The organism is Paraburkholderia sp. A3BS-1L, from assembly GCF_051125215.1.
Classification (GTDB): domain Bacteria; phylum Pseudomonadota; class Gammaproteobacteria; order Burkholderiales; family Burkholderiaceae; genus Paraburkholderia.
On sequence record NZ_CP120442.1, the window covers coordinates 2,529,822 to 2,544,015 of the forward strand.

Below are 14,194 nucleotides of genomic sequence, written 5' to 3' on the forward strand. Positions count from 1 at the left end.
ACCGGTGCCCCCGCAGGTGCTCATGGGCACCAGGAGTTGCCGCAGCCATGAATTTGCGCCATAATCTCTGGCTACTTCGAGCGCCTGTTGTAAAAGCAGGCGGCGAACTTGCCTCGGTGGTGAAATTGGTAGACGCGCCGGACTCAAAATCCGGTTCCGAAAGGAGTGCCGGTTCGATTCCGGCCCGAGGCACCAGAAGATGTTCCGGCGAAAGCCGAAGTATTCCGACAAACCCCGCAAGATCAAGGCCTTGCGGGGTTTTTCTTTTCTCGGCGGTCCGGTTTGATCCTTGGACAGCCGGTGGTATCGGGTGGTATTTTGGGTGGTATCTGGCTCGCTGCAGCCCTTCTCCGATAGGAGATACCACCATGCCGCTCACCGACACCCAGGTCAGGAACGCGCGTTACAACCCGGACGGAACCGGCAACCGCCTGTCAGACGGCGGCCGCATGTATCTTCAGCTCGACAAGTCCGGGGCGAAGTACTGGCGGATGAATTACCGCTTCGCCGGGAAGGACAAAACGCTAGCGCTCGGCGTCTACCCGGACGTATCGCTGGCGGCGGCTCGGAAGAAGCGGGAGGAGGCTCGTGAGAAGTTGGCTGCCGGATTTGACCCTAGCAACGTCAAGCGCCTAGAGAAACGCGCCGCCAGGCTCGCGGCGGCCAACTCCTTCGAAGCAGTCGCGCGTGGCTGGATGGCTGAGCGCAAGGGTACCGTCGAGCCCGCCCAGCATGCGAAGACACTCGCCCGCATGGAAAACGACGTGTTCCCGTGGCTTGGCAAGCGTCCGATCACCGAAATTGACGCCCCCGAGATTCTGGCCGTCCTCAAGCGTATCGACAGTCGCGGCGCCCGCTTCACCGCTCACCGTGTGCGCAGTGAAATAAGCCGAGTATTCCGGTACGGGATCAAGGAGGGGCACTGCAAGGCCGACCCTGCGCGGGATCTCGTCGGCGCCATTCCACCGGCGCAAACAAACCACTTCGCTTCGATCACGGAGCCGACAAAAGTCGGCGAAATGCTGCGCGCATTCGACGGGTTCACCGGCACCTTTCCGGTTCTCTGCGCACTCAGGCTGGCGCCGCTGCTGTTCGTCCGGCCCGGGGAACTTCGCCAAGCAGAATGGTCCCAGTTCGATCTGGACAAGGGCGAATGGCGCTATCTCGTCACCAAGACCGATACCGACCATCTGGTACCGCTCTCCACGCAGTCGATCGCCATTCTGCGCGACCTGCATGCGCTCACCGGTGCCGGCCGCTATGTGTTCCCTGGCACGCGCGATCGAAACCGACCGATGAGCGAGGCCACGATCAATGCTGCATTGCGCCGGCTCGGCTACGACACGCGCACGGAGATCACGGGACACGGCTTCCGTGCGATGGCGCGCACGATTCTGCACGAGGAGCTCGAGCAGAAGCCGGAAGTGATCGAACATCAGCTCGCGCACACGGTGCCGGACAACCTCGGAACGGCTTACAACCGCACGAAGTTCATCAAGGAGCGCCGGACGATGATGCAGAAATGGGCCGATTACCTGGATCGGCTCCGGTTGGGCGCAGAAGTGATTCGTATCGAGACCGGCAAAACAGCGACTTCGTGACAGTCTTCATCGCTTTCGCGTTCATAGATTTTCCGTATCCGGTGTGATCGCAAAACTGAATGCGTCGTGAATGACCATCGATCCGGATTTGTTATTGCCCACCCCCATCCTTGTCCCTGATGCTGTACTGCTCTGCTGATCGGGTTTCCTCAGGACCGGGTAGGCGCCACGCTGGTCCGCTTTTCCGGGCGAATGGGACGAGCCAACCGCTCGCCGAGTGCTTGCTCGTCGTTTCGTCGCATCTTGGAGAGCATATCGAAGCGCGCTGGCCGTTACGTCGATGCCGGCCTGCTTCGCCTGATCGATCAGTTGCTCGAACGAATATCCCTTCGCGCGAGCCGCATTGATATGGGCTCGGACCTTTGGCATTGCATCGCGTACCGTGACGCGCCGTTCCGATGGTGGCTTTTCCGGTAGTGCGTCGAGTCGCCGGGCAAACTCGTCCCATTGTGCTTTCGTGTAGGTCTTCGGTGCGGGCATGGCGACCGTCCATTTGCATTGGGTGATTGGAGCGCTTGAAGCCATCGTGTATCCCATCGGACAGGGCGTCAATGCCGCAGTCGCTCGGGAAGCGGACGTTTGCGAAATACCTCGGATAGACGCGGAACACCTTGGAGCAATGCACTTTTTTTCATTTCGTGGTGAGCGCACAACGCCGACGGTCGGTCTTTGTCATTCCTCAAACATACGCGTGAGATTTGAAAAGACAGCTCTGCGAACGAGCAACGGATGCCGTGCCGGTTTGTTCGGCAACTGACCGCCTAAGATTCCCGCATCGACTTGATTGGATATGGTTGCTCAAACGTGCCGCAACTAAATCTGCGATGCGTGCTGCACGGTTCGTCCGCATCCATCTTCCATTTAGAATTCAATGCAAGTCACTACGCGCATCATGTCGAACGGACTGGGACTCCGTTCAGCGAGAGTTCGGTAGTGTCCCGCAGCGATCCGATTACATTTGAAATTGTGAGTCAAAAACGGCAAGGAAATTGAGAACTGCAGGAAAGGCTTGCGCCGGTTTGGGGCGCCATGCATGTTTCGACACCGATCAGTAAGGTTGGTTAAGCTTGGTTGAACATCCTCAACGACACCTCGCCGGCCCCGACTCCGGCGGCGAGCGAGCGGCGGCGATGTACAGTCTCATCGGCTCAGCGCGGCTAAACGGCATCGATCCAGAAACTTACCTGCACTACGTCATCGACGCATCGCCGATCATCCCGTCAACCGCATCGACGAACCGTTACCTTGGAACGTCGCGCCGCTGTTGCCAGCCTCCGCACGCATCAATCCCATTCGCTGACAGTTCACATCTTTGTCGTCAACGAAATTCGCGACGGTGCTAATTACCATCAGATCAACGCGGCCGTACGGCTATAGCCGTTCAATAGCACCGTCCACGATGGTGTGCCATTCATCCGCGGAGGTCATCGAGACGGGCGTTGGCCCCTGGCAGGCGCTGGCAATCACCACGTCGGGATCGAGTTCGCGCAACAGGCCAAGACTGACTCTAAGACTGGATTTTCGCCCTCCCGAGAAGGGCCAGATCAGCGTTCCCCAAGACTGCCCCTTGGGGAAGAGCGAATCACCGGTGAAGAGATAGGTCTTGCCGTGCGGCGAGCGGTACATGAAGCAGGTGCTGCCCGAGGTGTGCCCCGGCGTCGGAATGACCTCGATGTTGCCCAGGTGCGTCTCGCGCGCGTCGAAGGTCACGTCGATGGGGCAGTACGACTTGACGGCCTTGGCCTCCAGCTTGTGGCAGCACAGGGCCGACCCGAACGTCTGCTTTATCGTTGCCAGTGCCGGCCCGGCCTCGTCCCGGTGGGACAGGTACTGGCGGACGATCCCGCCCAGATCCTTGATCGGCTGCAACTCCTCCAAGACACCGGTGCCGTAAAACAGAATGTTGCCTTCCGGCCGCGTCAGCAGATAGGCGTGTGAGGTGACGCCGTGGAACGGGTGTTCCGTCTGCGTCTGCCAGAGGTCAGGGAAGAGCTGCTGCATGGTTCAAATTTCCGAAGTCAAGATCGTCGCCCCGCGTCGCGGCGTCGCGTGGGCCGCAGCGAGCGCTTCGGTCGCGTGCTTGAAAGCGAACTCGCGGTATTCAGCAAAGTTCTGCGGAGCCCGGCGCGCCAGTTCGAACAGGCCGGCAATGTCGGACGCACGTTGCGCGGCCGTGCTCGCAAGCCAGCCATAGGCGTTCAGACCCCTCAACGTCAGTTGCCGAAACGCCAGCGGGATCGTGGAGATCGCCGACGGGCGCGGGTCGAGGCCACCATAGGTCAGCAAGGTGCCACCATCGGCGAGCACGTTCAGGAGCTGGGCGCTCATCTCGCCGCCGATTGGATCGATCGCCACGGCCGGGGCCTGCCCGCCTGCGGCGGTCACCTTAGCAGCCCATCCGTCGTGCTCCGAGCTGACGACGACAACGCCGGGAACGCTGGGCGCCAGGATCGCTGCACCGGCGTCGCTGCGCACCAGCGCGATGGCCTTGGCACCGTGCATCTGCGCCAGCGCGATCAGGTTGCGGCCGACGCTGGAGCCGGCGGCCGTGACCAGCAATGGCGCACCGCCGGAGGCAGCCAGTGCCGCACGCATGAGCACGATCGCGGTGATGCCATTGATGGCGATCTGGCACGCGGTCGTATCGCTGACATCATCCGGGACCGGAATGACGGCCATGGCGGGCGCAACCACGCGCTCCGACCACGTACCGTGCGCCGGGAAGAGCATCACTCGCTGACCCGGCTTGATGCTGGTGGCGGGATCGACGTCCGCGCCCACCTGTTCAACGACACCGACACCGTCGCCGCCGGGAATAGCTCCCTCGGCAGGGATCGGCGAGGGGATGTAGCCGCGCACCATCAAGTCGTCGATCGGATGCACCATGCGCTTGGTGATGCGGACTGTGACTTCGTTGGGACCAGGTTGCGCCGGGGCGGCGATGTCTTCGAAGCCGAGCACTTCGGTCGGCTCGCCGTTTCGGCGGTACACATGAGCTTTCATCGGGATTCCTTTGCGGTGTTCAGAACGGCGATCACGCCTGGCACGACATCCGTCGTGCACGCAATGCAGTTTGGCCCGACGCGATCGGTCGCGGAAGGTGGATGCTCCCGGAAAATTGCCTAATCCTCCTGACCTTAGGCCAATCTTCTTGATGAAGGCAGAGCCTACTCTTACAGTTGGGCCCATGGACGACGACTTCGAGACAAATCGACGCCGCTTGGCGGCGCGAATCGCGCGGTGGACTGGCGACGCCGAGCAGCACGGGCCCGCGATTGCAGGCCTGACCTTACACCGGCACACACACGCCGATTCGCCCTTCGACTGCCTGATGGAACCCGCCATCGCGGTGCCGGTTCAGGGCGTGAAGCAAACGTGGCTGGGCTCCGAGGTCTACGCCCTACGACAGGCATCGCTTTTTGCTCACGTCGTTGGACTTGCCAGTGGCGATGCAGGTTGCGCAGGCTTCGCTCGACTTGCCGTTCCTGAGTGTGGTGTTGCGACTCGACTCGCGTGCGATCAGTAACATAGTCGTGGAGACCGGCCTGCAGCATCCTCGGGAGCGGGCGAGAACCGGTCCCGGCATCGTGTTGGGCAAGACGACGGCAGGGCTACTGTCTGCTTTGGATCGACTGATCGGGCTGTTGGACGAGCCCGAGTTATTGCCAGAACTAGCCCCACTGCTACAGCGCGAGATCCTTTATCGCCTACTTCGCAGCGACGTTAAGAATCACGTGTGGCAGATGGCTTCCATTGCCGATCAGAACCAGAGCATCGCTCGGGCCATCGACTGGCTGAAAAATCATTTTCGTGAACCCCTGCGCATCGGTGAGCTCGCCGCCCGGGTGGGCATGAGCGTGTCCCGCTTCCACCACCACTTCAAGCGCCTCACATCGATGAGTCCGCTGCAGTTCCAGAAGTGGCTGCGCCTGACCGAGGCTCGAAGGTTGATGTTGGTCAAGGGCTTGAATGCGTCGACAGTTGCCTACGAGGTGGGCTATGAAAGTCCCTCCCAATTCAACCGGGAATACGCGAGGCAATTCGGCACGCCACCGCACCGTGATGTAACGAACTGATGCCGCACGCCGCGGTCCCCGTCGGCTAATCGTGGCAGACAAGCGTCCGTCACAACGAGGGCCGCGTCGCGCGCAGGCTCGGGCATGAACGACGCCTGGAGTGACTGGTGTTGTGTTCGGTCATGACGTTCATACGCGTGGAACGGAAGACTGAACTGGGTCGGTTTCGTGCATTCGCCGACGGGACGGCGGCGGCCAAGAGCCAGCGTTCCCCAGCAGGCAGTACGCGGCCACGATCGGTCATTCGCCAGCGACTCCACATGGCCGTGCGAGCGTCCGCTCAACGCAAAGGAACGGACCCATTTTTCGGTTAAGGTTTGCCTTCATCGTACCCTGCACGGGGCACCCTGGAAACTACGGCTCGGCCTCGATCCCCGGCGCCGACCACATAACCAGGACGTGGCGTGACAGGTAAAAGGGGGCGATGCCTCATTTGTGAAGCCCCTATCGGCTACGGTGTCGATGTGCTGCGCGGCTGTATAGAGCGCAGATATTGGGCTATGTTCCCCGCCGCGTCGCGAGCGCTACGCATTACACCGATGAGCGTGGCCGACGCAGCCCCGCACCACTCGCCGTAGCCGACGAGCCCCAAGCGTTCCTCGTCTCTGGCGTGCGTCCCATCTGTCCTCGGCAAGCCATCGGCACTACAGATCTGTAGCGGGTCAAGATGTTTGAGTGCGGGGCGGAACCCGGTGCACCAGATCACGACATCGATGCGGGAATGCGTGCGGTCGCTCCAGACGACGCCGTCTGTATCGAAGTGGCTGAACGGACGCGTTGCATGCAGAACGCCTCGCGCACGCGCCTCCCGTACGAGGGCCACCATGACGATGTCGCCCAAACCTCCTACCGGCGCCATCGTCGTGTGCCCGTCGCGTAGAGCCTGCCATTTGGCGGTCGCGCGTTCGAACAAGACCCGGCCATCTACGTCGTCGGGAAGAAAAACAGGGTCCTGCAGCGCCACCCACGTAGCGTTGCAGACCGTCGATACCTCCGCCAGGATCTGCGCGCCTGAGTTGCCGCCGCCCACGACCAGCACGTTTTGTCCGCGCAGATCGTCCGGATTGCGATACTGCGCCGAATGCATCTGACGACCACAAAAGATCTCGCGTCCGGGGTAGTCCGGCACATAGGGTGCGCTACAGGTGCCGGTCGCGCTCACGACTGCCCTGGCAATCCATTCCCCGCGATCAGTGCTGACCAGCAAGTCACCCTGAACGCGTGAAACGGATTTGACATGAACGGGGCGCCGGACAGGGATGTGATAACGCTCCTCATATCGCGCCAGATAGTCGATAACCTCGTTGCGCGACGGGTAGGTGTCGTGTGTTACCGGCATCTGCCAGCCTGGCAGCGAACTCCATTGCGACGGCGAAAACAGGTGTAGCGAGTCCCAGGTATGTAGCCAGGCGCCTCCGGCGGCGCTCTGGTTATCCAGCACGAGATAGTCGAGCCCCGCACGACGCAGGAAGTAGGCGGTGGCAAGCCCGGCCTGGCCACCTCCGATGACTACGACATCAATCTCTGCAGGCATGCGCTTTCGTCCCATCTCCTGATTCGAATTCTGGCGGTCACGCGGCCCATTGAGCTTAAAGGCGGTGGTCGGTCCACTGCACTAGGTGGCCGCCCGCGACGTAATCACGTGCTCGAGGCCAACTGGCCCGACCGGCGCCTCGGCGAGCCACGGAATCAGTGCGGTGCGCTGCGCCAGGTTGTCCGCGACGCGGCGCACGAACGGCACCTCGTAAGTGCCGCGCTGACACAGCATCGGATCGGTCGTGCCGCTCGCCAGCAGCGACTGGTTGACGACCCACGCGTACGGCGTGATGCCGGCGCGCGCGAGGTCGGCGCTCAGGCGTTCCGCTTCGTGAACCGGAGTCGCTTCGGGCAGCGTGACGATGAGGATCCGGCTGTACTCCGGGTCGCGCAGGCGCGGCAGCAACTGACGGACCGACTCCGGCATGTCACCCTGCGTCCGCATGACTTCGCGGTGATAGGCCTCCGCGGCATCCAGCAGCAGGATGGTGTGCCCGGTCGGCGCGGTGTCCAGCACCACAAAGCCGGACCTGCCTTGATCGACCGTATGCGCGAAGGCCCTGAAGACGGCGATTTCCTCCGTGCAGGGCGAGCGCAGATCTTCTTCCAGCATCGCCCGGCCGCCCGCGTCGAGATGCGGTGCGGCTTTGGCGAGCACCTCTTCCGTGTACTGCTGAACTTCCCGCGCCGGATCGATGCGTGTGACGCTCAGGCGAGGTACGACGCCATCGACGGTGGAGGCCACATGCGAGGCCGGATCGGTGGTCGAGAGGATCACGTCGTGTCCGCGCCCTGCGAGCGCGACGGCGATGGCTGCCGCTACGGTGGTCTTGCCCACGCCTCCCTTGCCCATCGTCATGATGACGCCGTGACCAGCGGCCGACAGCGCGTCGACGAGGCCGCCCAGGCCCGGCGGCAAGGCGGTTTCGGGCATGCGGCGTTCGGTCGGCATGCGCACGCGCTCGGGATGCGCCATGTCGCGCAGCGCATCCAGCCCGACCGTGCCGCGCGGCAGAAACGGAATGCGCGTTTGCGGCAGGACGGCCAGCTCGCGTGGCATCTCGGTCAGCGCCTGTTGCGCGCGCTGCGCCATGGCCGTCGCGATCGCGTCGTCATGCCGGTCCGTGGCAAAGAGGCCGTTGATCGCCAGCACCTGGTTGCGAATGCCGAGTTCTGCCAGTTCGTGCCGCGTGCGATTCGCTTCGCGCAGCGCGGCGACTTCGGGCCGGCTCACCAGAACGACGGTGGTCTGCATTGCGCTCGACAGGCGTTCGACGGTCGCCGCGTACAGCGCCTTCTGCCTCTCCAGTCCGGCTAGCGGACCGAGGCAGGATGCACCTCCCGTCGATGACGAGATGAACTCGTTCCACGCCGAAGGCAACGTCAACAGGCGCAGCGTGTGCCCGGTCGGTGCGGTATCGAAAATCACGTGATCGAAATCGGCCGTCGCAGCCGGGTCGCCCAGGAGTTTGGAGAATTCGTCGAAGGCCGCGATCTCGACGGTGCAGGCGCCGGAAAACTGCTCTTCCATGTTGCGGATCGCCGCGGCAGGCAAGACGCCGCGATACGGCCCGACCATGCGTTCCCGGTAGGCATGTGCGGCTGCTTCCGGGTCGATATTCAATGCGAACAGGCCCGCCGCGCCAGGCACCGCGGTCGGCAACTGGCTCAAGCCGACGCCGAGTACCTCGTCGAGATTGGACGCCGGGTCTGTGCTGACGATGAGCACCCGCTTGCCGGCATCCGCCATGGCGAGGCCGGTGGCACAGGAAAGCGATGTCTTGCCGACGCCGCCTTTGCCGGTGAGGAAGAGATAGCGGGTCTGCGTTTCAGGAAGGGACATGGGCGCTCCCTAGCAGCACCCCGAGCCCGGCGAACAGCGGCCACCGATCTTGATATGCGGCTTCTCCGACGTCGTGAGCACGATGCCGAGTTTCTGCGCGAGTTGCTGGCGCGACGGATACATGCCGGTCGACACGATATGGCCGTCAACCACGAGGATCGGCAGCCGTTCCATGCCGGCTTCCATTTCCTTGACCACTGCGGCGTTGGCCGCGAACGCCTGCGGCGTCTGGCCCAGGTTGTAGCGGGTCACGGTCACGCCGTGCGCCTCCACCCACTTCAGGTCGGCGGCGAATTGCGCCAGCACGGGGTCCACGTCCACACCGCAAACGCCCGTCGAGCAACACATCGCGGGATCGAACACTTCGAGTTTCTTCATGGCGGGCCCCTCAGAGCAATCGGGTTTGAGCGATTTCCACAAGCACGGATGCGTCTGCGGACAAAGGTGCGTGAATTCGGGCAGACCGCGGATCGCCTCGGGAATGTGGGTTCGCTCGATGCGTGTGAATCCGCGCCGTGCAAAGAAGGTCAGCGCGGATTCATCGTTCGGAATAAGGTAAAGCGCGCGCAGCGATCGCATTTGCGCTAGCGCAAGGGAAGCGTCGATAAGGCGGCTACCCAGCCCGGATGCGCGCAGGCGTGGGTTAACGGCGACCGAACGCAACAGAGCCGCATCGCCGGCTTGTTCCAGTCCCGCTACTCCGATGATCTCGGCGTCGCGCACGGCCACGTGGAAGCCGCCGAGGCTTTGCGCGGCGAGGTCGCTTGCGGGCAACCCGCAGAGGTCCAGCAACGCGCGAATGCCGTCGAAGTCCGTGGCGGCGGCGCGGCGAATCTCGCACTCAGGCACGCTCATGCCAGCCCTCCTATACGTTCACGGCGCCGAAGCGTCTGCCGGATGGTGATGCATCGCGCCCGGATCGTGCCCGGCCATCGCGTCGTCCCCGTGATCGGACAGTTGGGCATCGAACCAGTCGTGCAGCGCGGCGACCAGACGAGGCTGCTCGCTGCGATACACGATTTCGCCGCCGCTGCAAACGTCGCGATAGTCGATCTTCAGCTCGCCAGGCTGTGCCGTACGCAATACGGCGAGGCCTGGCATGTCGTTGCCGTGGATCTGCTCTGGCGCTCCGAAATCGCCTGCCGAGAAGCGACGGGCGATCGCCGCGAGATGTCCGCGGATTAGCGCGGTCTGCTTCGCGTCGGGGTGCTTCGTGACGACCCGCTGGATGCCACCGTCGGCGGTCTTCGTGAAGACGTGGGTGGTCGCCGCGAGCGAGAACGGCATCACGTCCGCGCCGTGTTGCGCAACCTCTTTCTGGCGCGCCGTGACATCGGCAAGGGTGGGCGGCGGTGCAACAACGATGCCAAGCAGGACGGCGATCGATGCCGCGACGACTGGGGCTGAACGGCGTTTCATGGAGTATTCCACCTGGAAGTGTGCTGGAATCCGGCGCCAGCATCCTGTTCGACGGTTGAGTGAAATCATACGGTGGGCACACGCTTCGCCGCCATCGCAGCGCCGAGGCCCACACAGGCCACAATAAGCGTCGCAACGCTATCCGCCTGAGACCAGATGGCCAGCATCGCGGATGCGAGCAGCGATCCCGTCGTCATTACCAGGCGGCCGTGCCCGTGATCGATCCAGTTTCCGACCGGATAGGCGGCCAGACCGGAAACGAGCAGCCCGAGCGAAAGTGCTCCGTTGGTTAGCGTCCGGTTCCATCCCAGCTCGTGCTCCATCGGCACGACAAATAGCGAGAACGCGTAGTAGATCGCCCCCCACGAGACAAGCTGGGCAATCGCCAGCGCCCATGTTTCGGCGTTGTCGTTCTCGTGGCGACGGGGAGCGAAGGCCGGCATAGATCAGATACTGGCCTGGTTCACCCGCTTCATCAGTGCTTCCGCGCTTTCCTTGCGTTCGCTGTACCGGTCGACCAGGTAAGGACCGATATCGCGGGTCAGCAACGTGAACTTGACCAGTTCCTCCATCACGTCGACCACGCGATCGAAATAGGCGGACGGTTTCATGCGCCCGGCTTCATCGAACTCCAGAAATGCCTTGGCCACAGACGACTGGTTCGGGATGGTCAGCATGCGCATCCAGCGGCCGAGCACGCGCATCTGGTTGACCGCGTTGAATGACTGCGACCCACCGCTCACCTGCATCACGGCGAGCGTCTTGCCCTGGGTCGGCCGGACCGCGCCGACCGAAAGCGGAATCCAGTCGATCTGCGCCTTCATGATGCCGGTCATCGCGCCATGCCGCTCCGGTGAACACCAGACCATGCCCTCCGACCACAACACCAGCTCCCGCAGTTCTGACACCTTGGGGTGACTGTCCGGCGCGTCGTCCGGCAGCGGCAGGCCGCCCGGGTTGAACGTGCGGACTTCGGCGCCCATGGCCGTCAGCAGGCGCGCGGCCTCTTCGGTCAGCAGGCGGCTGAACGAGCGTTCCCGCAGCGAACCATAAAGCAGCAGGATACGCGGCGGATGGGGGGACGCTTTCGCAGGTTGCAGTTGGTCGATATCGGGTACCCGAAACAACGTCGGGTCGACCTGCGGCAGGTCAGTCGTGAGCTCAGCCATCAGATCGGACACGCTTGCCCTCCCCATCGACGACCGCTTCGCCGTCTTCCTTCGAAAACGCCGCGAGTTGCGGATTCGGCAGAATCTCGAGAACGACTTCGGAAGGACGGCACAGGCGAACACCGAGCGACGTCACCACGATCGGCCGGTTGATGAGGATCGGGTGCGCCATCATCGCATTGAGCAACTGCTCATCGGTGAGTGCCGGGTTGTCCAGATTCAGTTCGGCGTAGGGCGTTCCCTTCCGACGCATGACGTCGCGCACGGCCAGTCCCGACTGCTCAATGAGCTCGACAAGTTTCTCGCGGGACGGGGGGAGCTTCAGATACTCGACGATGCTTGGCTCGATGCCCGCGTTGCGGATCATCGCGAGTGTATTGCGCGAGGTTCCGCAATCCGGGTTGTGATAGATGACGACGTTGCTCATGTGGTTCTTTCCGTAGACCTCAGGCACATTCGTACCAGTCTTTCGAGCGGTTGACGATGCGCACGACCAGCAGCATGACCGGCACCTCGATCAGTACGCCAACGACCGTTGCGAGCGCGGCACCTGAGTTGAAACCGAACAGGCCGATAGCGGTAGCAACAGCCAGCTCGAAGAAGTTCGATGCGCCGATCAGCGCCGACGGGCACGCGATGTTGTGCTTTTCGCCGACCGCACGATTCAGACCGTATGCGAGCGCCGAATTGAAGAACACCTGGATCAGGATGGGTACAGCCAGCAGGACGATGACCAGCGGCTGCTTCAGGATAGCCTCGCCCTGGAACGCGAACAGCAGCACCAGCGTCGCCAGCAGCGCCGTGATCGACCAGGGGCCGATCTTCGCCATCGCGACATCAAACACCGCCTGCCCCTTGCCGAGCAGCACCTTGCGCAGGATCTGCGCGAGGATCACCGGAATCACGATGTAGAGCACGACCGAGGTGAGCAACGTCGCCCACGGCACCGTAATGGCGGAGATGCCGAGCAGCAGGCCGACGAGCGGCGCAAAGGCGACCACCATGATGCTGTCGTTCAGTGCAACCTGGGAGAGTGTGAACAGCGGGTCACCGCCGGTCAGGCGGCTCCAGACGAACACCATCGCCGTGCAGGGTGCCGCGGCCAGCAGGATGAGGCCGGCCACATAGCTGTCGAGCTGCGTAGCGGGCAGCATGGGCGCAAAGAGGTGCTTGATGAACAGCCAGGCGAGAAACGCCATCGTAAATGGCTTGACCAGCCAGTTCACGACGAGCGTGACTCCGATGCCCTTGATGTGCTGACGGACTTCATGCAGCGCACCGAAATCGACCTTGACGAGCATCGGGATGATCATCACCCAGATCAACAGGCCGACCGGGAGATTGACCTGTGCGTATTCCATCCGGCCTATTGTCTGGAAGACGCCGGGCAGGACCTGGCCGAGCAGGATGCCGGCGACGATGCACAGGGCGACCCAGACGGTCAGGTAGCGCTCAAAGAAGCTGATGGCCGGTTTCGAAGCGGTCTTGCTTGAAGCGGCAACATTGGGGGTGTTCATACGGCGACTCGGCGGAAAATGGATTAGCTTTGCAGGATGTCGTTCAGCGCCTGCTGGAGCTCGGCATCGCCCAGACGATCGAACGGCAGTTCAAGCAGCTGCTGCATGCGATAGCCGATCGCCTGGCGTGTGAGTTCAAACGCCTGCCGCTTGCCTTCGTCGCCACTCTGGGCATTGGACGGGTCGGCGTAGCCCCAGTGCACCTTGATCGGACTTCCAGGCCAGTACGGGCACTGCTCCGCGGCCGCGCTGTCGCACACCGTGATGACGATGCGCATCTGGGGCGCGCCGTCCTTCGCGAATTCATCCCAGCTTTTGCTGCGATAGCCCTCCGTATCGATGCCCGCGTTCGTCAGCGCTTCGAGCGCGAACGGATTGATACGCCCGCTCGGCGCGCTGCCTGCGCTGTATGCGCGGACGTCCTTGCCGAGCTTCTGCGCCCAGTGGTTCAGCATGCCCTCGGCGAGCACGCTGCGCGCGGAATTGTGGGTGCAGAGAATGAGTACGTTGGTGGTCATCGTGGATACTGTTTTATTTCTTGCCGATGTCATGCACGGCCTTGCGCAGTGCCACGGCGTCCAGTTTGTCGAGAGGCAACGAAAGGAACAGTTCGATGCGGCGTTTCAATATGACGGCGGCATCACAGATCGCCTGCTGCCTGCGCGCTTCACTGCCTTCAACCGATACGGGATCAGCTACGCCCCAATGGGCCGTCACGGGCTGACCCGGCCAGATAGGACACATTTCGCCCGCGGCCTTGTCGCAGACTGTAAACACGAAATCCAGCTCGGGGGCACCGTCGCGCGAAAACTCGTCCCAGCTCTTGCTGCGGAATCCGTCTGCCCCGATACCGAATTTCTGCAAAGCTTGCAGCGCATAGGGATTGACGAGGCCGGTTGGGTGGCTCCCCGCTGAATATGCCTTGAAGCGGTTCGCGCCGTAGTGGTTCATCAAGCCTTCAGCGAGGATCGATCGGGCCGAATTGCCGGTGCAGATAAACAGGACGTTGTAGATTCTGTCGGTCATGAGGTGC

15 protein-coding genes, 1 tRNA gene and 2 pseudogenes are annotated in these 14,194 nt (G+C 62.6%); 5 read left to right on the forward strand and 13 right to left on the reverse strand.

Annotation, left to right across the window (positions count from 1 at the left end):
- Positions 1-110: 110 nt before the first annotated feature.
- A tRNA-Leu gene (locus P5W99_RS11500) sits at positions 111-195 on the forward strand.
- A gap of 173 nt (positions 196-368) precedes the next feature.
- Entirely contained in the window at positions 369-1,601 is a 1,233-nt protein-coding gene (locus tag P5W99_RS11505; protein ID WP_421024545.1) for a tyrosine-type recombinase/integrase, read from the forward strand.
- Positions 1,602-1,622: 21 nt separating this feature from the next.
- Here the strand turns inward: P5W99_RS11505 and P5W99_RS11510 are convergent, their stop codons facing one another.
- Positions 1,623-2,081 carry a hypothetical protein gene (locus P5W99_RS11510; RefSeq protein WP_421024546.1) on the reverse strand — a complete coding sequence of 153 codons (459 nt, stop codon included), beginning with the start codon at positions 2,079-2,081 and terminating at the stop codon, positions 1,623-1,625.
- Between the two features lie 614 nt (positions 2,082-2,695).
- Between P5W99_RS11510 and P5W99_RS11515 the strand changes: the two are divergent.
- Positions 2,696-2,901, forward strand: a pseudogene (locus tag P5W99_RS11515) (transposase domain-containing protein); the annotation flags it as partial.
- Positions 2,902-2,972: 71 nt separating this feature from the next.
- Here P5W99_RS11515 and P5W99_RS11520 read toward each other — a convergent pair.
- Together P5W99_RS11520 and P5W99_RS11525 are read right to left on the reverse strand one after the other, a co-directional pair.
- Entirely contained in the window at positions 2,973-3,602 is a 630-nt protein-coding gene (locus tag P5W99_RS11520) for an MBL fold metallo-hydrolase (protein WP_421024547.1), read from the reverse strand.
- A gap of 3 nt (positions 3,603-3,605) precedes the next feature.
- Positions 3,606-4,604: a zinc-binding dehydrogenase gene (locus tag P5W99_RS11525; protein WP_421024548.1), complete on the reverse strand. Its 999-nt coding sequence runs from the start codon at positions 4,602-4,604 to the stop codon at positions 3,606-3,608.
- 184 nt (positions 4,605-4,788) lie between these two features.
- Here P5W99_RS11525 and P5W99_RS11530 point away from each other — a divergent pair, with 184 nt between their 5' ends.
- Together P5W99_RS11530 and P5W99_RS11535 are read left to right on the forward strand one after the other, a co-directional pair.
- The gene (locus P5W99_RS11530) at positions 4,789-5,127 is read left to right on the forward strand and encodes an AraC family transcriptional regulator N-terminal domain-containing protein (RefSeq protein WP_421024549.1); all 339 of its coding nucleotides are present in this window, start codon (positions 4,789-4,791) and stop codon (positions 5,125-5,127) included.
- Positions 5,051-5,677 (forward strand): AraC family transcriptional regulator, encoded by a 627-nt coding sequence (locus tag P5W99_RS11535; RefSeq protein WP_421025254.1) that lies wholly within the window; start codon positions 5,051-5,053, stop codon positions 5,675-5,677. Before P5W99_RS11530 ends, P5W99_RS11535 begins: the two co-directional genes overlap by 77 nt.
- A gap of 451 nt (positions 5,678-6,128) precedes the next feature.
- Here P5W99_RS11535 and P5W99_RS11540 read toward each other — a convergent pair whose 3' ends face one another.
- The 10 genes and pseudogenes from P5W99_RS11540 to P5W99_RS11585 form a co-directional block, all read right to left on the reverse strand.
- Positions 6,129-7,211, reverse strand: a complete 1,083-nt coding sequence (locus tag P5W99_RS11540) for an ArsO family NAD(P)H-dependent flavin-containing monooxygenase (protein ID WP_434660849.1) — start codon at positions 7,209-7,211, stop codon at positions 6,129-6,131.
- Positions 7,212-7,292: 81 nt separating this feature from the next.
- Positions 7,293-9,056, reverse strand: a complete 1,764-nt coding sequence (gene arsA, locus P5W99_RS11545) for an arsenical pump-driving ATPase (RefSeq protein WP_421024551.1) — start codon at positions 9,054-9,056, stop codon at positions 7,293-7,295.
- 9 nt (positions 9,057-9,065) lie between these two features.
- A complete protein-coding gene (gene arsD, locus P5W99_RS11550; RefSeq protein WP_434660851.1) occupies positions 9,066-9,911 on the reverse strand; it encodes an arsenite efflux transporter metallochaperone ArsD in 846 nt (281 codons plus the stop codon).
- Between the two features lie 18 nt (positions 9,912-9,929).
- On the reverse strand, positions 9,930-10,475 hold the full coding sequence (locus P5W99_RS11555; protein ID WP_434660853.1) for an aspartate carbamoyltransferase: 546 nt from the start codon (positions 10,473-10,475) through the stop codon (positions 9,930-9,932).
- Positions 10,476-10,561: 86 nt separating this feature from the next.
- Positions 10,562-10,918, reverse strand: a pseudogene (locus tag P5W99_RS11560) (MFS transporter); the annotation flags it as partial.
- Positions 10,919-10,921: 3 nt separating this feature from the next.
- On the reverse strand, positions 10,922-11,644 hold the full coding sequence (gene arsH, locus P5W99_RS11565; protein ID WP_421025255.1) for an arsenical resistance protein ArsH: 723 nt from the start codon (positions 11,642-11,644) through the stop codon (positions 10,922-10,924).
- Positions 11,637-12,071, reverse strand: a complete 435-nt coding sequence (gene arsC / locus P5W99_RS11570) for an arsenate reductase (glutaredoxin) (protein ID WP_421024554.1) — start codon at positions 12,069-12,071, stop codon at positions 11,637-11,639. Before arsC ends, arsH begins: the two co-directional genes overlap by 8 nt.
- Positions 12,072-12,090: 19 nt before the next feature.
- Positions 12,091-13,161 (reverse strand): ACR3 family arsenite efflux transporter, encoded by a 1,071-nt coding sequence (gene arsB / locus P5W99_RS11575; protein WP_421024555.1) that lies wholly within the window; start codon positions 13,159-13,161, stop codon positions 12,091-12,093.
- Between the two features lie 23 nt (positions 13,162-13,184).
- Entirely contained in the window at positions 13,185-13,679 is a 495-nt protein-coding gene (locus P5W99_RS11580; protein ID WP_421024556.1) for an arsenate reductase ArsC, read from the reverse strand.
- Positions 13,680-13,692: 13 nt separating this feature from the next.
- Complete coding sequence (locus tag P5W99_RS11585; RefSeq protein ID WP_421024557.1) at positions 13,693-14,187, reverse strand: arsenate reductase ArsC; 495 nt, start codon at positions 14,185-14,187, stop codon at positions 13,693-13,695.
- Positions 14,188-14,194 lie beyond the last annotated feature (7 nt).